Genomic DNA, 22,501 nt, shown 5'->3' on the forward strand with positions numbered 1-22,501 from the left:
ATCAGTTCGCTACTGGAGGAAGCAGACTGCTATTAGGGCCTGCATCAGGGGTAACATTGCTGGTCTGCATGTTCGGATTGATGGCCTGGCCAGCAGGGTCAATCAGCTTGGCCGTCACGAAGATCATGAGGTTACGCTTGAAGTGGTCTTCCACCTGGGACTTGAAGAGACGGCCGACGAAAGGCAGATCACCCAGAACTGGGATCTTGTCTTCCACGTCCTGCACGTCTTCACGGATCAAACCACCGAGAACCACCGTCTGGCCGTCCCAGATCGTCACAGCCGTCTGCACCTTACGGATGGAGAACACAGGCTGGTTGATGACGTTCGGGGTCAGTTCGACGCGCTCAGCAGGCACAGCATCTAATCTGATAATACCAAGAATTGGGTCAATGATATTACGAGCAGGCTGGGAAGGAGATACGCTGTAGATTGGGCTACCGTAGTTGATGAAACCATCGAACTCAGTGACTTCAGGAGCCAAGTTCAGATCAATGGTGTAACCATCAGCACCGACGGTTGGATCCACTTCCATACGGACACCCACAGGCTTCATTTCGAAAGCAGTTGGGGTGGTAGGAGTTACAGGGATAGCGCTAGCAGTGCCACCGGTTCCACCAGTAGTAGCACCCACGTTGGTTGGGATCTGTGGTGGATCGAACTCCGTTGGGTAGATGAATTCGCGAATCACTTCGATCGTCGCACGCTGACCAGCTTTGGTCGTCACGCTCGGCGCACTCATGAGATCCACCCCCTTACGCTGGGACATCGCACGAATGACCAAAGCGAACTGAGGATCTGTCAAGACCCCAGCCACACTGAAGGCACCCGGCGCTTCAAGAACATTAGAAATACCGTTAATTTGGGCATCAATGGCATTTCCACTAATAGCATTGCCTCCAGTGCGAAGACTGCGAGTTACTGGCGAAACAGTGCCTGCAGTAACCATGTTAGAAATATTAGTTGGATAACCGATGGTTCCAGAATCCAGACCGGAATTGCCGTCAGAACCGCCACCACCTTGGACAGCGTTGCCTTCACCGATGGCACCGAGGAGCCAATCGAAACCGAGTTCATCGGTATTCTTCTGGGAAACTTCGACGAATTTGGAAGTGATGTAGATCTGCTTAGGTCCTTGGGAACGGTTAGCGTCCACGAAAGCTTCAACGAGGTCCAGGTTAGGTTGAGTGTTTTTCACAATCAACTGGGAGGTCACTGGGTTGAACACCGCAGAAGCACCTTCAGGGAACTGAATACCCTGAGACTTCAGAATTTCCAGAGCTGTGGAGCGCTGGATCAGGTTAGAAGCGGGAGCTGCACCAGCACCACCTGCAGCGAAAGGATCAGCAGAAGCCGCAGGAGCTGCAGCACCACCACCACTGCCACCCAAGCTCAGGAAGTCTGGACCTACTCTGTAAATACGTGTGTATTGCTCAGCCGTGGTTTCAGACACTGGAACGATGAGAACAGCGAAGGGCTCCACCTTATACTTCATGCCAGCCAGTTCGGTGACATAACGCAGAGCTTCCACCATCGGCACGTCCTTCAGGTCGAGACTGATGGAGGCAGTGACAGGAGCGTCGCCAGCTTTGAGGATGATGTTCACCCCCTTCTTGGCTGGATCGGTCTCGTTGACGTCCAGATCGCGGCTTTTCACGCGAAGGAATTCCACGGCTTCTTCGATGCTCGCGCCGGCGAACTGAACCTGAGGGAAGACGATTTCCTGCATCTTGCGAGTCAGGTAAACGGTAGGCTCGGTTCCGCCGGTGGCAATTGGGTCAATGACCAAACCACGGACTGGTGGCTTATACTCCCAAGCTTCGTTCACCATGTTCAGCATGCGGGCACGCTGATGGTCACGAGCTGTGTCGAAATAATCGCTACGCTTGCGTTCCACATTCTCCATGCCACGGCGTGCGGCGGAGTTGTAAGGATCAATGCGAAGGACGTCTTCAAACTGAAGAAGGGACTTGTCATAGTCACCGATTTCCAAGGAGCTGTTGGCCAGCAAGAGACCTTTTTCCACCTTGCTCACGTTTTCCACGTGCTGAGGCGTCAGAGCTGGCGGCCAGCGGTCTGGATCTGCCAAATGTTTCGCGAACACCTTGGCACCTTTGTGCCCGGGGACAGCCAGTTGAGCTTCATCAATCAGCTTCTGAGCGGCTACATAGTCACCAATCTTGGCTTTTTCCCGAGCCACCACGATGGCGCAATCGGCAAATTTCAGATTGGCAAGGTCACGCCAGTCTTGAATGAAAGGAGCGTTAGGGAGCTGATCAAGAATGTCTTTGGCTGCACGATACTGAGCGAGAGCCGCTTCGTATTCGCCCTTGGCAAAAAGCTCATCACCCTTCTCCATGGCCTGCCGCGCATCTTCAATTCTGGCCGCACGGCGGGCGATTTCCCGCTCAGCAATACCAGGGACACTAGCACCACCCTCACCTGCGAAGGCGGGCATGGCAACCATGGGTGCTGCGAGAGCGACCATCAGGGCGATTTGTTTTTTCTTCATTCGGGAGGGATGCATCATAGAAGGGTGCGGTTTGTCAAAATTAACAATGAGCCGAGGTGTTTAGCAGGAATTGCTTCTGTCTGGCGAGATGTTTTTTGGTTGGGTTGAAAAAAAGTTAAGGTTTGGTCACAGTGATGGGTTCTCCACCATCCACAGGCTGAATAACCGCGCTGGTCTCCTCAATTTGGAGCAGCTTGTAGGTCGTTCCGATGCCTGGAATTTGGAAGGTATCCCCCTTCTTGACCGTGCGTGTGGGGCGATCCCCAAGGGTGAATTCGAATTCAGCTTCGTATTCAGCCAAATTCACTTCAGTCCCACGAACGAGCTTGAATTCCTGGTTGCTGGATTTGTCGAGCATGGATAGCTCAGACACATCCTTTTCACCCACAGCCGGATCAGCCACTTTCTTGGGGGTGAATTCTTTCACCTGGAAACGGACGACCCCTTTGTCGAAGCCGAACTCTTCGCCCGGTGAAACGAACACACTCTTTCTAGGCTCGGGTGTCAGGCGCTGGACCTGATAAGGAGGTGAGCTGCTGTTGAGTTTGATGATGTAGTCAAACGTGATTCGGCGCTTCAGGACAAGTTTGTCCGTGAAGGGCGGATGATCTTTTTCATCCCGAGGATTCGTCTTTTTCTCAAATTCTTCCAGGTTGGTGAACCCATCCGAATCCGCATCTAACTCGCCCACATTGGGGGAAAGAATGTCCGGAAGGTCATTCTTTACCAAGTAGGAGTTGGTCATTGGAGGACGAAGCTGAGGGTCTTCCAATTGAAGATCGAACAGTTGATCGCCCTTTTTCACCAGCAGGACCGACTTATTCAGCGGCACTGGCTTGCCTTTAATCACTGGAGAAATCCAAGTGATTTTTTCCGTCAGACGCTTAAGAGTCTGAGAGACGATCTCGGTCGGAGGCTGGCCAGGGTCATTTTTTGAGTTACCCGTGCGCCGCACCAAGCGGTCACTGAAACTCTGGCTGGTCCAGACAAGGTAACCTGCAATGCCCAAAGCAAGCACTGCCGTGATGCCCAGAAGGACTTTTTCGTAATTCCCGTTCCTGTTCTGCATATGGCTATTTCAAAGTTGTGTCGTGATGACGGAACTATATCCTCACCGGGTGCCAACGCTGGCCGTTTGAGTGTTTAAGAAATACACCAGATCAATTTCGAGAAAAACACGGAGTCTTTCGTTACCTAGAACGGCGATAGCATCCACTGGTGCAGGCTTAGTGGCAGAGGGAGCTGCTTTGGCTGCCCCCTCAGCGGCCGGGACTGGAATGGCCTCTGCGGCACCTTCCGTCCCCGGAGCCACGAATGGTGCGGTAATCACGGTTTCTGCACGAAGCGGACCATTTTTCCGCTCGTTTTCGATGCGCAGAAGGCGGACCACCGTGAAGTAGGGCATCTCCGAAGGACTTGCCAAGCTGCTCATGAGAAGCTGGAGGGCAGCCTGATCCAGCGTCAACATAGCGCGAACCTGACGACGCTCAGACAATTTAGGAGCTGCGGCTGGGGCTGGGCGACCAGGAGGGCCTTTTTTAGCCGTGCCTGTGGCAGGCTTAGCGGCTTCGGCTTTTTCTGAGTCGAGCTCAGAACGCTCCAACATTTCCATCTGCTTTACCCCGACTTTCGCAAAAGTCGCGACGATCTGATCCACAGCATCCAGATAACCGGAAAGGTCTGTAGCGATCTCGTTCGACTTGGGAAGCTCGCCTGTGTAGCGATCAAAGGCCAAGTTATAAACGGCTGGCAGAGCCATGCCTCGCTCAGCAGCGAGTTTGCGGGAATCCGCAATCTTGGTCTTCAGTTTCGCCTGGAATTCGGTGTCTGTTGTCGGCTTGGGCTGAGTCTCAGCCTGCATGGTATTAAGCACCAGGGAGAGCTTGCTCGAAATATCGGTAAACTCCTTCACCTTCGCCTGCTTGATCGCAAGGTTTTCAGGGGTCGGTGCCAAGGTAGCACTCTTCAGAGTGGCCAGGCTGTTATTCACCGTATCAAACTGATCCAGCGTGGAGCTGTAGCTTGTGTAAGCGGAGAAGAGCATGTAGCCCAGACCTGCCGCACCTGCTGCCGTGACGCCAAGAATGGCGGCAGGCAATTTATTTTGTTGGATCCAACTCATCAGTTTGTGAATTTGATGGGCTGCTGAAGGGGCAGCTTGATGTTAAATTTGTAGGCATAGCGGTCTTCTTCGACACCGCTTTCGGCGCTCACATAGTTGGCGCGTTTTTCTTCGAATTTTTCGGCAGCGAAATCACCCATTTTTGCCAGAGCAGTGGCGAAACGATAGACCACCTGTTCACCCTCATCATTTTTACGATAGAGGCCCTGAATACGCAGTTCATAAACAGGTTTCCCAGGGACAGCCTTAGCGGTGGATTCCGGCGAGCTTTCTTCCTGCTCAAAAAGCGCAGGCGTGATGGGCTTGCCATCTTTCAGAGGCTCCACAACGGTCAACCAAATGAGGTCATTATCGAAGGCGTTGTTGATCTTATTCAACAAACGAACCCAATATGAACGGTCTCCCACGGCTTCCGTGAGGGGAGTCACCAGAGCAATGGATTGAGCCAAGGCACCGTCCTGCTGGCGGATCTGATTGGCCAAGGCTGTCAGTCGATTGTTTTCCTGCTGCATGGAGGAAAGCTGCTCCTGAGTCACGCGTTCTGCGTTTTGGAAATACAGCATGCCAGCACCGAGAGCCGACCAAAGGCAAACACCTGCCAGAACCAGAGCCGGAGCCCGGCGGGCTGCATCGCGAGCATTCGCCACCACGTCTGGCACCAGTTCAATTTCAGAAGGGCAGCCGCCCGCAGAACGGAGAGCCAGACCGACCACTTCCGAGAGGAACGGGGCGTCATTGTTGGCTGCATCGGCATTCACGCCGCGATCCAACTGGACTCCACGAAGAGGATTGAAAATTTCAACTGGTAGCTTGAGCTTCTCTTCCAAGAAAAGAGTCATGTTGCCGAGCAAGGCCCCACCACCGCAGACAAAGACGCGCTTTGGCTGGGAACCGCCCTGCTGGGTGCGATAGTAATTGATGGTGCGCATGATCTCGCCGTGAAGACGAGTCGCGGCATTGCGGATCACTTTGGAAAGTGCGGCAATGGCAGGGTCAGAATGTTCTTCGACGGCACCGCCTTGAGCGACAAAACCGACGGAGATTTTTTGTTGTTCAGCCTCGCTGAAGCTGATGCTGAATTCTTTGGAAATCGCATTGGTGATGGAGGCACCACCGACAAGCACGTTACGAGTGAAGAAACGCCCTTCCTCAACAAAAACCAAGTTGGTCGAACGTGCGCCAAGATCAATGATGACCGCAGGCTCATCCACGTCTGGGTAGCTGTAACGGAAAGCATTGTAGAGAGCCAGAGGAGCAAGGTCCACACAGCTGGTCTTCAAGCCTGCTTCCTTGACGGTGTCGTTGGTCTCATTCAACGAGTCAGACTTGATGGCGACGATGATGACTTCCGTTTCGCCCAGCTCTGAAACGACTTCATAGTCCCAAATGACTTCATTGATCGGGAAAGGCACGTTTTGGCGGGCCTCAAACTCCACGATTTGGTCCATGCGGTCACCCTGCACAGGTGGCAGCTTCACGAAGCGTGAAAAAACGGTGTGGCCAGCGACGGCGTAGTTCACAGAGCTCCCCTTGAGCTTGAGACGGCTGGCAATTTCTTGCACGCCGACGCGAAGCTGAGGAATTCTCGAGGCATCCACCGTTGGATCGCCGCTCATGTCGAGAAACTCGTACTTTTTGAGTACAAGATCGCCCCCGGACTTACTGAAAATGGCACCTGACAATCTCTGAGAGCCGAGATTCAGGACCGCTATGCTTTTGCTGTCTGCCATGCTGTTTGTTTCTAAAACGTGCCGTGTGTGAGTGAGAAAGAGCCTGAGCAGATTACTGCTTCTTGGCGCTCACATCGTAGTCGCCCCAAAGGATGCCGAAAGGCGTCTCTGTTTTGGCGAGCATCACTCCTTCATTGATGGAGAGGGTATCAGTCTTCTCCCACCAAGCGTTGCCACTCACGCTGGAATCACCACCCACGCGCTGGCCACCGACGAGCACTTCATAACCCCAGGCCTTGATGTCAGAAGGGGTGAAATTGTCTTTCTGGAGCAGGCGACGCAGAGTCGCAGGAGAAACATAGGCCAAAGCATGGCAGTCTTGACCCGCAGGAATGTCCACGTAATTAAAAGTGCCTTTGACCACTTCAAATTTATTGTCTTTGGTCTGAGCGTTTAGACCGATGTAATAATTCACGGTCATGGACTCCAGGCTTCCGTTACGCCCACCTGCTGCCTGTGGCAGTTTGATTTGGAAGGGCAGGTCCACCTCCAACCAATCCTTTTGACGCCAGTTTTTGTCCTTAACACCACTAGCCGTAAACTGAGGTGTCTTTTGGGTATCAATCGAAAGCTTACCTCCATCCACTTTGACGGCTGGAGCCTGAGCACTGGCCGTGCTGATACCGAACGCAAAGATGGCGAGAGCAGTGTAGATTTTCATCATGAGGGGGGAAGGATGGTAGCCCGTAAAGGTCCGCCGGGAGGTGGTGACTCAATCGGGATTTTTTATTTTTATCCGCAAAGAGCCTCAGGCAGCAAGACACGATTTTCGGAAACGGCGAAAAATTAGATCAAAAGGTGAAAAATACCGCCAGAAGCCTCTCACAGATGACATTGAGAGGCTTCGGACGCCTTCAGAAAAGGCCCATTGAGTGTATTTTCGGCAATTCTGCGGCCTTTAATCCTTTATTTCAGGGGGCTTTGTCCGGCTGCACGGCTGCCAGTGCCTTTTGGCTGCTTGGCCAAACTATCGCCCAGCTCAGCCCGCATTTGTGCGGCGTAGGCTTGCAGGCGGGCGACTTCCTCAGGGTGAGCTGAGGCGACGTTTTTAGCCTCGCTCAGATCCGCATAAAGGTCGTAAAGCTCTGGTGAGAGCACCTTCTCAGGTCGATATTGCGCAGGTTTTCCGCCTTGAGCCGGCGGCAGGTCTCCCAGACTGCGGTAGCTGTGAGGGAAAACGATTTTCCACTGCCCGTCGCCGCTGGTGAGGGCCTGAAGCTCATTTTGATGGTAATAAAAAGCGTAAAAAGCGTGAGGGTTTTTGGCCGATGAATCCCCCGTGAGCAGGGGCCAGACGTTTTTGCCATCGATCGGATGCGGCGGCAGTTCCGCCCCCAGAACAGCGGCCATCGTCGGCAGGATATCAATGGTCATGAGCATGGCATCGCTGGTACTGCCGGCCGGTATTTTAGCGGGCCAGCGCATGATGCTGGTCACCCGTGTCCCACCTTCCCAGACGGTGCCTTTGCCTTCACGAAGAAGGCCTGCCGAGCCAGCATGGTCCCCATAACTCAGCCAGGGCCCATTATCGGAAGTGAAAATGACCCAGGTGTTTTCTTTGAGGCCATTTTTTTCCAGCGACTGGAGGATCTGCCCCACGGACCAGTCCACCTCCAGCATCACGTCCGCAAAGAGACCTTTGCCCGACTTGCCTCTAAATTTTTCACTCACATAGAGAGGCACATGGACCATGCTATGAGCCAGATAGAGGAAAAACGGCTTCGTTTTATTCCTCTCAATAAAATCTACGGCTCGCGTGGTGTAATCCGTGGTTAGGCGTGTTTGGTCCTCGGGGGTCACGTCGGCGTCCACAATGCGTTCATTTTCATAGAGAGGCAGCTTGGGGTAGCTACCAGGCTTGGCCTCAGGGTGGAAAGGCCACATGTCATTGGAGTAAGGCAGGCCGTAATATTCATCGAACCCATGCTGAGTGGGCAAGAAGGGAGCGAGGTGGCCGAGGTGCCATTTACCGATCGCCGCCGTGGCATAACCTTTTTGTTTGGCCACTTCCGCGAGGGTCATTTCACTGGCGGCTAGGCCATGGGTGGCCTTGGGGGAAAGGGCACCGTGGATGCCGATGCGGTTTGGGTAACATCCTGTGAGAAGGCCTGCGCGGGAGGCACTGCAAACAGGCTGCGGCACATGGAAATTGGTAAACTTGCGCCCGTCTTGGGCGAGGCGGTCAATGTGAGGGGTTTGATAACCTTTAGCTCCAAAACAACTCACATCTGCATACCCCATATCATCCATGAAAATGACCACCACATTGGGCTGGTCAGCCGCTCTCAGCAGCGATGAAAACGCAAGGACTGTGGCAATGAGGAGGCGAAACATGCCTCCCATGAACGTGATAATGAGGTAGAACCTGTCCAAAAAAAAGCCCGGCATCGCTGCCGGGCTTTCCAAAAACTTTTAATCCAGGATTAAGCTTTGGCGATGCTGGTGATCTTGCCGTGCTCGCTGTCCACCTTCACGTCTTTACCGACGAGCTTTGCTGCATCATCAGCGCCTTTGGCGGATGGGGTGAGGGTGAGTTTGGCTTCTTTGCCGTCTTTGCCTTCTACGACGACAGCTTTCGTCGCTGCATCGAAGGACTTCAGCTTGCCTTCATTGGTGACCACCTTGCCGCAGCCTGCGTAGGCGGAGCCGAGTGCCAGGGAGACGATGGCGAGAGTAGCGAATGCTTTTTTCATATTAGTTTCAGGATGATTGTTGGATGTGAGCAACCGATTGCGTTGCTGTTCAGTAAACGATTGTTCATAAACTTCGTTTGCACACAAGCCTCATTTTTTCATGAAAACCCGCCTGCACCTTGCTGCCGTCTTTCTTTTTTGCGCCTCCGCCTGGGGCCACCCGGTGCCTGACATCCCTGTGCGCGCTTATTTCACCCCGGAGGGAGCATGCACCCTGACGGTGGAGGTGGACCCCCGCTGTTTTGCCGAAGATCCCAACACGGCCGCCTCCTTAATGCAGCCGATTTTACCAACTCTGGGAGAGGCCCGGGTGACGGAATTGAAAACAAAAGCGCAGGCCTTGGTAAAAAAATACGTCGAGTTCCTCTTCGACCCCACCGGCCCGGTGACTCCAGATTTCCGCTTTGAGTTCACCGGACACGATCGCGCTCCGCTGGATAGCGAGGACGATATCGTCGTGCTGACAGGCACGTGGGAGACTCGAGTGCCCGCTGGCAGCCGCAACTGGCAGATCCGAGCGACTAAGGACACGCCGCTGGCGGTGGTTTTTCGGAACTACATTTCGGGGGTGGAGCACCCGAAGTTCTCCGTCCTCTTTCCTGGAGAAACGAGTTTTCCCTTTGATCTCACCGCCCCGGCCCAGCCGCTGCAGAACATCGTTTTTGGCTCCTGCCTGGACCTGACCGAGCACCCGATGCTGGACCGCACCCTGACCCTGCCGATGGACCTTTTCCTTTTCATGGGCGACAACATCTACGCCGATACGGAAGACATGGCCAAGATGCGGACCAAATACATCGCCCTGGGCCAGAGCAGATTTTTCCAAGGACTGCGCACCAAAGCCCCGGTTCTGGCAACGTGGGATGACCACGACTTTGGTGCCAATGATGGCGGTGGGGACTACCCCATGAAAAAGGAATCGCAGAAGGAATTCCTGGATTGGCTGAATGAACCCAGCGGGTCCGCATTGAGGAAACAGGAGGGTGTGTATCAGGCACGCACCTTCGGCCCTGTGGGTAAACGCACCCAGGTCATCCTGCTGGATACCCGCTACTTCCGCAGTCCCCTGAAACGTGTACCCAAAGACCAAGCCACAAATGGCGGCAGCGCCATCCCCACTGATGATGTCAGCACCACCGTGCTGGGGGAGGCCCAGTGGACCTGGCTGAAAGGGGTGCTGGAGCAGCCCGCAGAGCTTCGCCTCATCATCTCCAGCATCCAATTTGCAGCCGCAGCGAGCGGCAGTGAAAGCTGGGCCAATTTCCCTCACGAACAAAAACGGTTGGTGAAACTGATCGCCGAAACGAAGGCCGCCGGTGCCCTGGTCCTCAGCGGTGATCGGCATTGGTGTGAAATGTCCGTCCTGACCCAGGACGTCCCCTACCCTCTCTATGACTTCACGGCGAGCTCCATGACTCAAGTCCATAAGCGCGGGACCCCAACCCCGAATGCGAACCGCGCCCTGCCAAAGACTTTTCATCAGCCAAATGTGGGCACCCTGGCCATCGACTGGACGGCTGTAGATCCCGCTCTGACGCTACGCATTCTGGATGAAGCGGGAGCCACGCAGATCGAGAAAACCTTGCACTTGAGTGAGTTGCAGCCGTAATGCCCACGCTGCGCTTTCACTACGCACACCTTTTTTTAAATACCCTCTTATCTATGAGCAAAACCATCGCCTTTGTCGGAGTCGGACGCATGGGAGCCAACATGGCTCGCCGTCTAAAAGAATGCGGATACAGCGTGACTGCTGTTTATGATAGCCATCGCCCCATCGCCGTGGCGCTGGCGGAGGAACTCGGATGCGCAGCTCCTGAAAAGCTGGCGGAAGTGACGGCTGCCGCCGAGGTGATTTTCACCGTCGTGACGAATGACGAATCCATGCGCGGCATCTTTTTGGCACCGGGTGACAATCTACTCCAGGCAGCGGCTAACAAGATCTTCATCAACTGCGCCACCGTTTCTCCTGGCATTCATCGTCAGGTTTATGAAGCAGCTAAAGCCAGCGGTGCGTACAGTCTGGAAGCCAGCATGGCCTCCAGCATCAGCCATGCACGTGAGGGGAAGCTGTACCTCATGCTGGCAGGCGATGAAGGTGTTTATAACGAGGTGCTGCCTATCCTGGAACAGATGAGCGTGAACCGTCGTTTTATTGGTGGGCCAGGCCGGGCCGCGGAAGTGAAAGCCCTGGTAAACATGGTGATGAATATCAACACCGCAGGTCTCGCCGAAGGGCTGGGCCTCGCAGCGGCGCTGGGGCATGATCTCGACATGGTCCGCGAAGTCTTCAGCCAAACAGGCGCGAACAGCCGCGTGCTGGAGACGGATGGCGGTGACATGGTGGCGCGCGAACATGACTGCTGGTTCTCTGCCGAACACGCAGCCAAGGACAGTGGCATCGCGGGCGGCATGGCTGAAAGTGTGGGCCTCAATCTGCCGCTCAACTTGGCCACCATTTCTCAGTATCAAAAGATGGTTAGCCTGGGTCTTGGAGATCTGGACAAATCAGGCATTGCGGAGCTAACCTTCAAAGGGCGGCACGCGTAAGCGAGTACTCCATAAAAAAATCCCATGACCGCGAGGCCATGGGATTTTTTTGTGGTTGAACTCAAAGCTTAACCCAATTCAGCGACGGCTTCGTCGAAGGCTTCCGCCAGCACAGCGAGACCTTCTTCGAGCGCTTCTTGAGGGATGGTAAGTGGCGGGCAGATTTTCACGGTCTGCCCCCAGGCACCCACGGGGGCGAAGAAGAGCAGACCCTTCTGATAACAGAGTTCGATGACACGGTGGGCAAGGTCATGGTCTGGCTGCTTGGTGCCGCGCTTGACGGTCTGGAGACCCGCCACGAGGCCTGCTCCGGTGACGTTGCCGATGACTTCAGGATGCTTGGCCTGAATGGCCAGGCATCCAGCCAGCAGCACGGGGCCTAAAAGGGCCGCATTGCCTGTGAGGTCTTCATCCAGCAGCTTGCGGATGTTAGCCAGGGCAGCGGCGCAGCAGACAGGGTTGCCCGAGTGGGTGCTGGTCATGGACCCCGGAGGGAACTGATCCATGATGTCCTGGCGGCCAATGACGGCAGCCAGGGGCAGCGAAGAGGAGATGCCCTTACCACAGCAAATGAGGTCTGGGACCACTCCGTAATGCTCGAAGGCCCAGAACTTGCCCGTGCGGCCAAAGCCCGACTGCACTTCATCAAAGGTCAAAACCACGTCATGCTCTGTGCACCAAGCCCGCAGTTTTTCGATGTATGGCACCGGGGCAAAGTCAGGACCCACGCCCTGATAACTTTCCATGATCACGCCGGCGATCTGGCTAGGTTTCATGCCACTGTTTTCGACCGCTTTTAAAAAGCCATCAAAGCTGCTGTCCCCTTCCCAATATCCGTCTGGAAACGGCACATTGATGATGGCGGGGTCCATGTTGACGATCCAGGACTTCTGGCCCGACATGCCCCCGGCCTGTTGGGAAGCGAGCGTGCGACCATGGTAACCCCGGTCAAAACCGATGATGCCGATCTTCTCACGCCCACCCACCGCAATGCCATGGGCGCGGCTGAGTTTGATAGCGCACTCTGTGGCCTCACTGCCGGTGCTCAGCAGGAAGACTTTTTTAAGGGGCTCAGGCGAGACGCTGGCGATGAGTTCACACAGCTCTGGCCGCTCTTCACTTGGAAAGACGTAGTTATGAATGAGGCCGCTATTGACCTGATCCAGGATGGCTTGGCGGACTTCAGGCACGCCGTGACCACAGTTCGTCACCAGTACGCCACTGCTCCAGTCGAGCCAGCGATTTCCGTATTTATCGAAAACGAAGATGTCTTCAGCGCGGTCCCAAACAATGGGCGGCATTCCGCGCATGGACAGGGGCTCATACTTGCGACTCCGCTCGATGTGCTGAATGGATTCTGGATGAGGGACCGGCGTGCAGATCGTGCGGTATTTCGTCGCCACGTGCGGGACGGTCTGTGGAGTGGTGTCGTATTCTTTGCCCATGTTAAAATCGGTTGGTTAGGACAACGTTGACCTTGTCTTGCTTCGTGCGGATGAGCTACGCGCAAACTGGCGCATGTGGGTATTTTTGTGACAGCAGCCTCAAAACGCCATCTTAATACAGCCACATCACAAAGGTATCAATGCGTGCCGAGTGCGCCTGCATCCCTTGTAAAATCAGGGATTTTCAATGTTGTATCGCGGCTGAAGAAAGCCATCTGGATTGTCTGGCCAGAAGGCACCGTCCTCGATCCATTCATGCAGCGCACCGATATCATCATCGGTTAGGGTGATGTCGAGACGCGGCATGATGAGGGGATGAGTGCCCTCCCGTGTGACAGCGGTGAACAAGAGGCTCGCTTCAGGATCTCCCGGCACGATGTAAGCTCGGTCGCGCTTGCGCGGGGCATAAGCAGCGCTGCGTTGGACGAGGGAAAGCCCTGCCGGAGGATTCGCTCCCTGATGACAGCGCAGGCACTGCGTCTCAAGAATGGGCTTCACGTAAGTCACGAAGTAATCGCGCCCGGCAAGCGCCTCCACGGGTTTTTCTGGAGCCGCCGGAGGCTTGCTGGCACAAGCGACTAACAACAAACCAAGAGCGCAAACGGGAACGAGGTATTTCATCGGGAAAAATCTACTAACCGGTTAGACGGGTGCTGTGACAAAGGGCTTTTGCCAGAGGAGAGCCAGAAACAGAGGAAACTCTTTTCTAGCCCGGTTTTCGGCTCGGGCTCTAGGCCCAGGCTGGCTTTCTTTATGCGAATACCATTCCCCCAGGCCGGCCATGGTGAGCCCCGCCTTGAAGCCCGAGGAACACAGCGTTTCAAAGCTGCGGTGGAAGCTCACGGTACTTTCACTGTCTGCTTTGCCAGGGTGCATGAGGATGGGAATGCCCAGCGTGCTGCTGTAGGCATCCACCCGGCGGTATTGGATTTTACGATCCTCCTCATTCCCCCAGGAAGATTGGCGGGGAATGCGAAAGGCGGGGTGATTCAGCACCCATAGCATGCGACCACCGGGCTTTAAAACCGTGGCCGTGGCAGCGATCACAGTGTCCAAATGCTCCATATTTTGCAGACAAAGAATGGCAGAAGCCGCATCGAATTCGCCCAGACCGTTGAGCTGCGCGGCATCCCGATCATAATATCGGATGGGGGTGCGGCTGGGGTAGGTGCGGGCTTTGACAATGAGCGTCGGCGCGGCATCCACACCCGTGACTTGAGCCCCTTTGTCAGCCATGGCTCGTGAGAAAACCCCTTGGCCACACCCCAGATCCAAGATGCGCTCGCCCTTTTGAGGTTTGAGCAAAGCCAGGGATTGGGGGATGACGACGGCCTGATAGAGCTCGGACCCGCGTTCTCCTAAAATGCGGTCATACCAGTCGGCCGATTTTTCCCAGGAGGTACCGCCCTGGCTGCGATCTGGGCGCGGGGCACTGGCGGGGCCCCTCCCTGGAGCGGGACGGGGACCTGGGCGGGGTGGGGTGCGTGAGCCGGTGGGCTTGCGATGAAAGTCGGAGCGCATGCCCCTTTATCGCTTGAAGAAGGCGGCTGCGCTATCAGGAAAAGAGCCCGGGTGCTACCGGAGCTTCACACCTCCTTAACCAGATCGGTCCCCGGCGCTTCACTCGTTGACGATCTTTAGCACACGGTTGTTATAACTATCTGTGATGAAGATTTCTCCCGTTTGTGGATGAACGGTGACGCCGTGCGGGCGGGCCAGTTGGCACTGACGGGGATCTCCCCCCACGCCAGCGCTGCCTTTCACGCCGGTCCCGGCGACACGCTCGATCTTACCAGTGGTGGGCACATAACGACGGATGAGATGACTTTCCGCATCTGCAATGAGGACCGAATCATCCCGATCTATGCAGAGGTGTTTAGGGCCGTTCATCGTAGCCTCCAGTGCAGCACCACCGTCCCCAGCGCCGCCTTTTTTACCCGAGGCATTCACCACGGTGCGGATGCGCCCACTCTTATCCACCACACGCAGGGCATTGCCATTACGCTCTAAAATGTACACATTGCCCTGGCGATCTGCAGCCACGGCGCGGGGATCTACCAGCGGGGCCTCGGTGGCCAATGCTCCATTTTCCGGTAGGCCTTTCTGACCATTGCCAGCGATGACCACAGACTTACCCGTCGCTAAATCCAGGCGATGTACCTGACGCAGATCCGCGATGTAGAGTTGCATACCGCTGAAATCCAGCGTGATGCAGTAAGGGCCGTTGCCGCGTTCCTTCCCCTGAGGCGCCTGCCAGCCTTCGAGAGTTTTCACCGTGCCTGCTTTCACATCCACTACACGCACACGACCATTCCAGGTATCTCCCACCAGAACTTTGCCATCGGGTTGGATGGCGAGATTATGAGGGCCATTGAACTGAGCACGCAAGGCCGGGCCCCCATCGCCACTGAAACCCGGAGTCAGTTGCCCAGCCACATGGGTGATGAGGCCGCCGCCATCCACCTGGAGGAGGCGATTGCCAGAAACCATCTCCACAATCCACAGGTGACCACCAGCATCAAATTCCGCCCCGAAAGGCTCTTTTAAAACCGCTTCTGTCGCTGCGATGCCCACCTCATCCCGCACACCTCCTGCCACCAGGTGAATGCGATCTGCCAGAGAATAACCAGGCAGCAGAGCCAGTAAGAAGAGGGAGCGAAAGAGCGACATGAGCTGAACAAAGGAAGATGAAATATGGGAAGCCAAGGCAGATCACTTTTGGCGCAAAACGCGGACTTTGTGCGCCTCGCTATCGCCAATGTACACGGCACCATCATGGTCCACATAGATGCCATGCAGGCGCGCCATTTCACATTTCAGAGGATCACCATCTGCACCATCACCCTTCATTCCGGTACCCGCGATGAGATCCAGCGTGCCTGTTTTAGCATTCACCATACGCACGCTATGGCTCTCTGTATCGGCCAGCCAGGCATTGCCTTCAGCATCCAGTGCGATGCCCTTTGGGCCACTGAGGGTAGCCTCTTTGGCCGGGCCGCCATGCCCCGTAAAACCCTTCTTACCAGTGCCTGCGACGTGGTGGATCTTGCCGGCCTTGAGATCAAATTTAAACACCTGATTCCCCTCACGGGTGCAGAGCCAAAGGTTGCCTGCTTTGTCAAAGTCCAGAGACCTTGGACCTTTGAGCGGTGTGCCAGCGATGGGTGCGCCATCGGGAGTGTCTCCAGCTTTGCCCGTGCCTGCAAAAGTGGTGATGATTTGGGTCTTCATATCCACCTTACGAATGGTGTTATTTCCGATATCACAAATGTATAAGTCCCCGTCTGGACCAAACTGAATGCTGTGTGGCTGCTTCAACTGCGCCTGTGCCGCAGCACCACCATCACCAGCGTAGCCTGCCACTCCTGTTCCAGCGAAGGTGCTGATGAGGCCCGTTTTCATATCCACCTTACGCACCGCGTTGTTTTTCATGTCCACGATGTAAAGGTCACCAGCGGCATCGAAACGGATCTCATGAGGCAGATTAAAAGTGGCTTTCAAAGCCGGACCTCCATCTCCCGTATAACCCGTTTCACCCGTGCCTGCGATGGTGTGGATGACGCCATCGGGTGTGATTTTACGTATCTTTTGTCCCGTGTACTCACAGTACCAAATCGCCCCATCAGGCCCACGAGTAACACCGAAAGGATTGTCCATTTTCGCCTTCGTGGCGGGCCCTCCATCGCCGCTAAACCCTTTTTCACCAGTTCCGGCAAATGTGGAAATCGTCCATTCTGCCGCATGAACAAGAGGGGAGAGCAGGAGGGACAGACTGAGAGCGAAGAGTTTCATGAATCAAAAAGCAAAGAAGGTAGCAGTGTAAGGGCTTAACAACGGCACAAGAGGCCACTTTTCTGCGGTGGAAACTTATTCTCCGCTCTTCTTCGTAGATTGGTCAATCCCGCAAATCCTTGTAACTCTTGAATCTTTTTGCGGTATTTTGCTCTGAGAAATGCCGCGCATTTCCACAATCCGTGTGTTTTCCTGCGGCAGACTTTTTTCTCATTCATGGCCCCCATCACGACCTACACTAAACCCCTTTCGACCGAGCAGGCCACGAAGTTGAGATCTTTGCTCCTGGCACAGGGCTGGGAGTTTGAGACGAAACCCCACTGCCTATACGCTGCTAGCCGCGGTAAGGTGAATGTCTTGGTTTACCAAAAAGGCCCCAAGGTCCTGGTTCAAGGCAAAGATACGGCCGATTTTGTGACTCTCATTCTGGAGCCACAGATTCTCGGCCAGGCGGAACTGGGCTATGAAGAAGTCCATCATCCCGAAATGTACCAGCCCCACATCGGGGTGGATGAGAGTGGTAAAGGCGACTTTTTCGGGCCGCTGGTCATCGCTGGCGTTTATGTAGATACCGACGTGGCTCGCAGGCTGCGTGAGATCGGCGCAGTGGATAGCAAGCGGATCACCAGTGACCAAAAAATCGAGCAAGTGGCACAGGCCATCCGGCAGGTGCCTGGGCTGCGCTGGGAAGTGGTGCAAATCAATCCCGAACGCTACAACGCGCTGTATGAAAAATTCGGTAACCTGAACCGCTTGTTAGCCTGGGGACACGCAAAGGTGATCGAGCTTTTGCTGGAGCGTGTGCCCGATTGCCCCCAGGCCATTTCTGACCAATTCGCAAATCCCGCCGTGCTCAAAAAAGCCCTTCAGGCGAAGGGACAACAAATCGAACTGGTACAACGTACCAAAGCAGAGTCCGACCCAGCCGTGGCGGCTGCATCCATCCTGGCCCGGGAAAAATTCGTTCTTTGGCTCCGCGAAAGCGGGCAGCAACTTGGCACTCCATTGCCCAAAGGCGTCTCCCAACAGGTAAAAGACAACGCTAAAATCCTGTTACAAAATCAGGGTCCAGAGATCCTCGCTCAAGTCGCAAAACTGCATTTTAAAACGACCCAGGAAGTCTTCAACGCCAACGAAAGCAGGTCGTCTTCCCTATAAATCCCTTAGAGGACTAAGGAACAGCTTGCAAAGCCCCGTCTCTCCGCCATCTAACTTACCCCCTAAGTCTCATGCCCACTGCTACCAAACGCGATATGATCACCGAGTTGAGCGACCTCACCGGGCTCAAACATCACCAAGTCGCTGAAGTCTTGGATGGTTTGGTGGAATTGATCGGGAAAAAAATGGAAACGGGACACGATGTCACCTTCCGTAAATTTGGAACTTTTGAAGTCCGCGTCGCCAAGTCCAAGATCGGACGCAATCCCAATAAACCCAAGGATGAAGTCGTCATCCCAGATCGCTGCGTGGTGCGTTTTAAGCCAGGTCGTGAGCTCAAAGAACGCGTCGCTAAGCTATCCCCAGAAAGCGTCGAACCGAAGGAATAGCGCAGGCTTTAAAAAGCTGTTTTCTGAATTTTTTCAGATCTTGAGTAACCGCAGCCTTCAAAATAGGTATATAACATACAGCATACAGAAGCCCGCTGTTCTCAGGAACAGCGCACGTTAAAGATTTGGCTTCTTTTAATGACATCCAAATGCCAAACTGGGTGCGAAATTCTTTATGTCTATGTTGCCTGGCATCCAGCTACGAACAGCGCGTGAAAAACGTGGGCTGACGCTGCTGGATGTTGCCCACGAAACGCGTATCCCCGCCCAACGTCTTCGGTGGTTAGAGCAGGATAATTGGGCCGCTTTCGGTAGCCTGACTTACGCCCGCAGCTTTTTAAAAATCTACGGCCAGTTCCTCGACATTGATGTGGAGGAGGTCTTGGAAGAACTTCCCACTTCCAAACTCGGTGGTCCAGGGGACTACCGCTACCTCACCGAAAACCACGGCCCCTGGGTGGTAAAAGATCGCCGCTTACAGCGTCTATTGAACGCACAAGAACGCAAAAAAGCCTCTCGTTCGCCCCTCGTGGCAGGGCTGGTCATTTTCGCCTTGGTATTCGTGGGAACAGGGCTGTGGGGTCATCATGTCTCCCAAGAGGCACTGAAGGCAGGTGCTAAGCAGGCCCCCACGGTTCCCCTCGCCCACGAAACGCCTCAGATGGAAATACTTTCCATGAAAGGTACTTCCCGCAGTGACTTGACTTCAGATTCCATGCGTACCCGTCCAGTCATCTCGCAACCAGCACCCGCATTCGACACTGGATTGCCGGCGGGATTGCAGTAGGCTGTGGCATGTCAGAAGTTTATGTCTCCAAACGCTGGTGGGTCTCTCCCCTGCTGTTTACTGCCACCCTCATCACGGCAACGGTCATTGTTTGTAAGGTCAGTGACACAGCCCGCGAGGTTCTAGCCAAAGCGGTCATGATGGTAGCGGGGGCACTCGCGACGCCTTTCATTTTAGAAAGCTCCATCGCCATCGTGGGCTTGGTTGTCGTCGTGGCCATCAATCAATGGCGGCTCCAAAAGGAAGGCGATGGCTGGGTTTATTTAGCGAAGACAGAACCTGACGCCGCACTCGATTTTAAAGCGCGTTTGGCCATCGCCGAAGGTTATCTGGAGTTGGGGCTGGCAAAGGAAGCACTGGACCATCTGAACATGCTGAGTGCTGAGGAGCAAAAAAATCCACAGGTGAAGGCCGTGCGCCAGCGCGCTGAAAAGCTGTAAGCCCCCGCATACCGCCGCATCACTCAAACACCACGGTCTTATTCTGGTAAACCAGCACCTGGTCACGCACGTGCCACCAGAGGGCCTTAGCGAGCACGTTTTTTTCCAGGTCCCGACCTAGTCGTACCAGATCCTGGACGCTGTCCTCATGGCTCACCCGCATCACGTCTTGATGCACGATGGGACCTTCATCCAGATCTGCTGTCACGTAGTGACTGGTGGCTCCGATGATTTTCACGCCACGGGCATGGGCTTGGTGGTAGGGCTTGGCCCCCACAAAAGCGGGTAAGAAACTGTGGTGGATATTGAGGATTTGATTCGGGAAGGCGGCGATCATCGCCGGACTGATGATCTGCATGTAGCGGGCCAGCACCACGGTATCCACACGCTCCTTTTTCAGCAGTTCGATCTGGGCGGCCTCTTGCTCTTGCTTATTTTCCTTCGTGATGGGGAAATGATAAAAGGGGATGCCGAAACGATCTGCCGCCGAGCGCAGGGTATCGTGATTGCCCACAATCAAAGGAATCTCGACGGGCAAGTCGCCGGACTCATGCCGAGCCAGCAGATCATAAAGACAGTGACTCTCCTTGGTGACAAACAAGGCCACGCGCTTTTTCTGACTGGCGAAGTGCAGGCGGAGCTGCATGTCATGACGACGAGCCAGGGGCTGGAGCCGGGGGGCGATCTCCTCCTTCTCAAGGGTGAAGTTTTCCAAGCTCCATTCCAGCCGCATGAAAAAAGCGTCCAGGGTGGGGTCAATGTGTTGCTGCAGGTCTATGATATTCCCCCGGTGCGCAAAGATGAAGCCAGTGACATCATGCACCAACCCGGGACGGTCTGGGCAATGAATGAGGAGAGTAGCGGTGTCTGCGGCAGCCATGAGGTGGGGAAACTCACGCATCCCCCCCTTGTCCGCAAAGATTTATGCGTTGTTTTCCTCTCTGGGCTTTGCGTCGGCCCCGGTTTGCGTGAAAATCAGCCCTTCATCCTCATGCAGCCGACCGATCTCCCCGCCCCCCTTCCCCGCACCATCATCGTTATGGGAGTTAGTGGCTGTGGCAAAACCCTCATCGGCACCCTGTTGGCCGAGCGCTTAGGCGGCATCTGTGAAGATGCAGATGACTTTCACTCGCTGGCGAATAAGGACAAAATGCGCGCCGGCATCCCGCTGACGGATGAAGATCGCTGGCCCTGGTATGCGGCCCTGCGCGCCCGCATCGAAGAAATGCGCGGCCAGACCGCCGTTTATGTGCTGGCCTGCTCTGCCCTGAAAAACATCTATCGGGAAAAACTGCGGAAGGGCGATGCTGAGGAAGACTTCATCTTCATTCATTTAAAAGGTTCGAAAGAGGTGATCTTTTCCCGCATGGCCAAACGCCAAGGCCACTACATGCCCGTCAGCCTGCTAGACAGTCAGTTTGCGATCTTGGAAGAATCCCCAGATCTCTGGACGGTGTCTCTGGAGCAGTCGCCTGAAAGCATCCTGGCGGAAATCCTTCAGCGCCTGGGTCACGCTTGATTTTTCCAGTATGAATTTCTCCCGGCGCTGGCATCAGAGTCTCGCAGCGCGTTACGGCGTGGTGATGGTGGTCTTCGTTGCCATGGGGTCCTTGCTCCTAGTGGCCTGGCTGCGCTATCAGCAGCAGGAGGAAATGCAGCGGCTCTTTGTCACGGTGGCGCAAAATGACGTGGACTTTGTCATGCGACTGAATCTCCCGCGCAGTCCGAAGTTGGCCGATGATCTGAGCCAACTCCTGCGCATGAACATCCACTTTCGCAACCGTCTGGGCCAGGCGGGCCCTGGGCTAAGGCAAGAGGAAGCGCGGATGCTCATGGATGCCCCCACAAGCCTGGAAGTGCTGCAACTCCCCACAGGCCGCCAAGCTCTGGTGCTACCGGTAGATGAGCAGCATGACATGATCTTCATCCGTGATGCCCCGGCCCTGACCCTGAGCCTGTGGCACCCTGCGACCCGATACTCCTTGATCGCCTTTTGGTTATTCTCGGCCCTTTTTGCCTGGGTCATCGGGCGGCAAGTGGTGGAGCCTGTGGGGCGTCTCACCCGCAGGCTAGGCGGCTTTTTTAGCCCTCAGGCACGCGCGCTTCCGGAAACGAAACGGGCTGATGAGATCGGCGAACTGGCACGTGCACTGACCCAGACCCGAGATGACCTGCTAAGCGAACGTGAACGCCGCGCCCAGTCGGAAAGACTCGCCTTGTTAGGCCGTGTAGCCACAGGGCTGGCGCATGAAATCAAAAATCCGCTGGCCTCCATTCAACTGCACGCTCAACTCATTGAAAGTGTGGATCTAGATGATGAATCTCAGACATCTCTACGGCATCTTCTGGCTGAGGTTCGGGTGATTGAGGGGCTCGTGAACCAATGGCTCTATTTAGCCCGCCCAGCTTCCCCCAAAAAGCAGCCACTCTCTCTGCTACCGCTGCTGCAAGAGACGGTGCAAATGCTCCAACCTCAAGCTGAACACACCGGAACGAACATCCAACTGATCCACGAAGGTGAAGGAAACAGCACCGCGCCGGACACTCTGGGAGATCGCTTGCGCTTGCAGCAGGTGTTTCGCAACATCATCCTCAATGCCATGCAGGCGATGCCAGGAGGTGGGCGGCTGGAGATCACACTGAAAACGGATCCCTCCTGGGTGACACTGACCTTTGACGATCGGGGGCCGGGCTTTTCTGCCGCTGCCCTCGATCAAGGTGTGGAGCTGTTTTTCTCTGAAAAAGAAGGGGGGATGGGCGTGGGGCTTAACGTTGCACGAGAGATCATTTCTGCCCACGGAGGTCAAATGACGCTCAAAAATCATCCCAAAGGCGGTGCTCGAGTCGAGATCACTTTGCCGATGATCACTTTTTAGCCGTCCTTGC

Annotated in this window: 21 protein-coding genes; 8 read left to right on the forward strand and 13 right to left on the reverse strand. The window is 55.1% G+C overall.

Annotated elements, in window-relative coordinates; genetic code table 11:
* Window position 1: 1 nt before the first annotated feature.
* The 7 genes from HNQ64_RS20100 to HNQ64_RS20130 all read right to left on the reverse strand — a co-directional run bounded on the left by HNQ64_RS20100 (window position 2) and on the right by HNQ64_RS20130 (window position 9,057).
* Window positions 2-2,512, reverse strand: coding sequence for an Amuc_1098 family type IV pilus outer membrane protein (locus HNQ64_RS20100; RefSeq protein ID WP_246431140.1), 2,511 nt, complete (start codon window positions 2,510-2,512; stop codon window positions 2-4).
* A gap of 115 nt (window positions 2,513-2,627) precedes the next feature.
* Window positions 2,628-3,581, reverse strand: a complete 954-nt coding sequence (locus HNQ64_RS20105) for an Amuc_1099 family pilus-like system protein (protein ID WP_184212058.1) — start codon at window positions 3,579-3,581, stop codon at window positions 2,628-2,630.
* 42 nt (window positions 3,582-3,623) lie between these two features.
* Entirely contained in the window at window positions 3,624-4,634 is a 1,011-nt protein-coding gene (locus HNQ64_RS20110; protein ID WP_184212060.1) for an Amuc_1100 family pilus-like protein, read from the reverse strand.
* Window positions 4,634-6,364 carry an Amuc_1101 family PilM-like pilus complex protein gene (locus tag HNQ64_RS20115; protein ID WP_184212062.1) on the reverse strand — a complete coding sequence of 577 codons (1,731 nt, stop codon included), beginning with the start codon at window positions 6,362-6,364 and terminating at the stop codon, window positions 4,634-4,636. The genes HNQ64_RS20110 and HNQ64_RS20115 overlap by 1 nt, the downstream gene beginning before the upstream one ends.
* Before the next feature lie 52 nt (window positions 6,365-6,416).
* Complete coding sequence (locus tag HNQ64_RS20120; protein WP_184212064.1) at window positions 6,417-7,028, reverse strand: Amuc_1102 family pilus-like protein; 612 nt, start codon at window positions 7,026-7,028, stop codon at window positions 6,417-6,419.
* 242 nt (window positions 7,029-7,270) lie between these two features.
* The gene (locus tag HNQ64_RS20125) at window positions 7,271-8,698 is read right to left on the reverse strand and encodes a sulfatase family protein (protein WP_184212066.1); all 1,428 of its coding nucleotides are present in this window, start codon (window positions 8,696-8,698) and stop codon (window positions 7,271-7,273) included.
* An 89-nt stretch (window positions 8,699-8,787) separates the two neighbouring features.
* On the reverse strand, window positions 8,788-9,057 hold the full coding sequence (locus tag HNQ64_RS20130; RefSeq protein ID WP_184212068.1) for a VCBS domain-containing protein: 270 nt from the start codon (window positions 9,055-9,057) through the stop codon (window positions 8,788-8,790).
* A gap of 100 nt (window positions 9,058-9,157) precedes the next feature.
* Between HNQ64_RS20130 and HNQ64_RS20135 the strand changes: the two genes are divergently transcribed.
* Together HNQ64_RS20135 and HNQ64_RS20140 are read left to right on the forward strand one after the other, a co-directional pair.
* A complete protein-coding gene (locus tag HNQ64_RS20135; RefSeq protein WP_184212070.1) occupies window positions 9,158-10,666 on the forward strand; it encodes an alkaline phosphatase D family protein in 1,509 nt (502 codons plus the stop codon).
* 53 nt (window positions 10,667-10,719) lie between these two features.
* Window positions 10,720-11,604 carry an NAD(P)-dependent oxidoreductase gene (locus HNQ64_RS20140; RefSeq protein WP_184212072.1) on the forward strand — a complete coding sequence of 295 codons (885 nt, stop codon included), beginning with the start codon at window positions 10,720-10,722 and terminating at the stop codon, window positions 11,602-11,604.
* Window positions 11,605-11,672: 68 nt separating this feature from the next.
* Here the strand turns inward: HNQ64_RS20140 and HNQ64_RS20145 are convergent, their stop codons facing one another.
* The 5 genes from HNQ64_RS20145 to HNQ64_RS20165 all read right to left on the reverse strand — a co-directional run bounded on the left by HNQ64_RS20145 (window position 11,673) and on the right by HNQ64_RS20165 (window position 16,841).
* On the reverse strand, window positions 11,673-13,049 hold the full coding sequence (locus HNQ64_RS20145; protein ID WP_184212074.1) for an aspartate aminotransferase family protein: 1,377 nt from the start codon (window positions 13,047-13,049) through the stop codon (window positions 11,673-11,675).
* A 174-nt stretch (window positions 13,050-13,223) separates the two neighbouring features.
* Window positions 13,224-13,670 carry a c-type cytochrome domain-containing protein gene (locus HNQ64_RS20150; protein WP_184212076.1) on the reverse strand — a complete coding sequence of 149 codons (447 nt, stop codon included), beginning with the start codon at window positions 13,668-13,670 and terminating at the stop codon, window positions 13,224-13,226.
* A 21-nt stretch (window positions 13,671-13,691) separates the two neighbouring features.
* Window positions 13,692-14,570, reverse strand: a complete 879-nt coding sequence (locus tag HNQ64_RS20155; RefSeq protein WP_184212078.1) for a class I SAM-dependent methyltransferase — start codon at window positions 14,568-14,570, stop codon at window positions 13,692-13,694.
* 99 nt (window positions 14,571-14,669) lie between these two features.
* On the reverse strand, window positions 14,670-15,719 hold the full coding sequence (locus HNQ64_RS20160) for an NHL domain-containing protein (protein ID WP_184212080.1): 1,050 nt from the start codon (window positions 15,717-15,719) through the stop codon (window positions 14,670-14,672).
* 42 nt (window positions 15,720-15,761) lie between these two features.
* A complete protein-coding gene (locus HNQ64_RS20165) occupies window positions 15,762-16,841 on the reverse strand; it encodes an NHL repeat-containing protein (RefSeq protein WP_184212082.1) in 1,080 nt (359 codons plus the stop codon).
* Between the two features lie 216 nt (window positions 16,842-17,057).
* On the opposite strand from HNQ64_RS20165, the gene rnhC reads away from it, so the two are divergent.
* The 4 genes from rnhC to HNQ64_RS20185 all read left to right on the forward strand — a co-directional run bounded on the left by rnhC (window position 17,058) and on the right by HNQ64_RS20185 (window position 19,615).
* Window positions 17,058-17,999, forward strand: a complete 942-nt coding sequence (rnhC, locus tag HNQ64_RS20170; protein WP_184212084.1) for a ribonuclease HIII — start codon at window positions 17,058-17,060, stop codon at window positions 17,997-17,999.
* Between the two features lie 71 nt (window positions 18,000-18,070).
* The gene (locus HNQ64_RS20175) at window positions 18,071-18,388 is read left to right on the forward strand and encodes an HU family DNA-binding protein (protein WP_184212086.1); all 318 of its coding nucleotides are present in this window, start codon (window positions 18,071-18,073) and stop codon (window positions 18,386-18,388) included.
* Between the two features lie 175 nt (window positions 18,389-18,563).
* Entirely contained in the window at window positions 18,564-19,175 is a 612-nt protein-coding gene (locus HNQ64_RS20180; protein ID WP_184212088.1) for a helix-turn-helix domain-containing protein, read from the forward strand.
* Window positions 19,176-19,183: 8 nt separating this feature from the next.
* On the forward strand, window positions 19,184-19,615 hold the full coding sequence (locus HNQ64_RS20185) for a hypothetical protein (RefSeq protein ID WP_184212089.1): 432 nt from the start codon (window positions 19,184-19,186) through the stop codon (window positions 19,613-19,615).
* A gap of 19 nt (window positions 19,616-19,634) precedes the next feature.
* Here HNQ64_RS20185 and purU read toward each other — a convergent pair whose 3' ends face one another.
* The gene (purU, locus tag HNQ64_RS20190) at window positions 19,635-20,516 is read right to left on the reverse strand and encodes a formyltetrahydrofolate deformylase (RefSeq protein ID WP_246431141.1); all 882 of its coding nucleotides are present in this window, start codon (window positions 20,514-20,516) and stop codon (window positions 19,635-19,637) included.
* Between the two features lie 90 nt (window positions 20,517-20,606).
* Here purU and HNQ64_RS20195 point away from each other — a divergent pair, with 90 nt between their 5' ends.
* Window positions 20,607-21,134, forward strand: a complete 528-nt coding sequence (locus HNQ64_RS20195) for a gluconokinase (protein ID WP_221305515.1) — start codon at window positions 20,607-20,609, stop codon at window positions 21,132-21,134.
* Window positions 21,135-21,144: 10 nt separating this feature from the next.
* Window positions 21,145-22,491 (forward strand): sensor histidine kinase, encoded by a 1,347-nt coding sequence (locus tag HNQ64_RS20200; protein WP_184212091.1) that lies wholly within the window; start codon window positions 21,145-21,147, stop codon window positions 22,489-22,491.
* Window positions 22,492-22,501 lie beyond the last annotated feature (10 nt).

This window comes from Prosthecobacter dejongeii, assembly GCF_014203045.1.
In the GTDB taxonomy this organism is placed as follows: domain Bacteria; phylum Verrucomicrobiota; class Verrucomicrobiia; order Verrucomicrobiales; family Verrucomicrobiaceae; genus Prosthecobacter; species Prosthecobacter dejongeii.

Coding starts and splice junctions, on each gene's coding strand:
- HNQ64_RS20100 (WP_246431140.1), bottom strand. CDS start 2,512: ATGAAGAAAAAACAAATCGCCCTGATGGTCGCTCTCGCAGCACCCATG.
- HNQ64_RS20105 (WP_184212058.1), bottom strand. CDS start 3,581: ATGCAGAACAGGAACGGGAATTACGAAAAAGTCCTTCTGGGCATCACG.
- HNQ64_RS20110 (WP_184212060.1), bottom strand. CDS start 4,634: ATGAGTTGGATCCAACAAAATAAATTGCCTGCCGCCATTCTTGGCGTC.
- HNQ64_RS20115 (WP_184212062.1), bottom strand. CDS start 6,364: ATGGCAGACAGCAAAAGCATAGCGGTCCTGAATCTCGGCTCTCAGAGA.
- HNQ64_RS20120 (WP_184212064.1), bottom strand. CDS start 7,028: ATGATGAAAATCTACACTGCTCTCGCCATCTTTGCGTTCGGTATCAGC.
- HNQ64_RS20125 (WP_184212066.1), bottom strand. CDS start 8,698: ATGTTTCGCCTCCTCATTGCCACAGTCCTTGCGTTTTCATCGCTGCTG.
- HNQ64_RS20130 (WP_184212068.1), bottom strand. CDS start 9,057: ATGAAAAAAGCATTCGCTACTCTCGCCATCGTCTCCCTGGCACTCGGC.
- HNQ64_RS20135 (WP_184212070.1), top strand. CDS start 9,158: ATGAAAACCCGCCTGCACCTTGCTGCCGTCTTTCTTTTTTGCGCCTCC.
- HNQ64_RS20140 (WP_184212072.1), top strand. CDS start 10,720: ATGAGCAAAACCATCGCCTTTGTCGGAGTCGGACGCATGGGAGCCAAC.
- HNQ64_RS20145 (WP_184212074.1), bottom strand. CDS start 13,049: ATGGGCAAAGAATACGACACCACTCCACAGACCGTCCCGCACGTGGCG.
- HNQ64_RS20150 (WP_184212076.1), bottom strand. CDS start 13,670: ATGAAATACCTCGTTCCCGTTTGCGCTCTTGGTTTGTTGTTAGTCGCT.
- HNQ64_RS20155 (WP_184212078.1), bottom strand. CDS start 14,570: ATGCGCTCCGACTTTCATCGCAAGCCCACCGGCTCACGCACCCCACCC.
- HNQ64_RS20160 (WP_184212080.1), bottom strand. CDS start 15,719: ATGTCGCTCTTTCGCTCCCTCTTCTTACTGGCTCTGCTGCCTGGTTAT.
- HNQ64_RS20165 (WP_184212082.1), bottom strand. CDS start 16,841: ATGAAACTCTTCGCTCTCAGTCTGTCCCTCCTGCTCTCCCCTCTTGTT.
- rnhC (WP_184212084.1), top strand. CDS start 17,058: ATGGCCCCCATCACGACCTACACTAAACCCCTTTCGACCGAGCAGGCC.
- HNQ64_RS20175 (WP_184212086.1), top strand. CDS start 18,071: ATGCCCACTGCTACCAAACGCGATATGATCACCGAGTTGAGCGACCTC.
- HNQ64_RS20180 (WP_184212088.1), top strand. CDS start 18,564: ATGTCTATGTTGCCTGGCATCCAGCTACGAACAGCGCGTGAAAAACGT.
- HNQ64_RS20185 (WP_184212089.1), top strand. CDS start 19,184: ATGTCAGAAGTTTATGTCTCCAAACGCTGGTGGGTCTCTCCCCTGCTG.
- purU (WP_246431141.1), bottom strand. CDS start 20,516: ATGCGTGAGTTTCCCCACCTCATGGCTGCCGCAGACACCGCTACTCTC.
- HNQ64_RS20195 (WP_221305515.1), top strand. CDS start 20,607: ATGCAGCCGACCGATCTCCCCGCCCCCCTTCCCCGCACCATCATCGTT.
- HNQ64_RS20200 (WP_184212091.1), top strand. CDS start 21,145: ATGAATTTCTCCCGGCGCTGGCATCAGAGTCTCGCAGCGCGTTACGGC.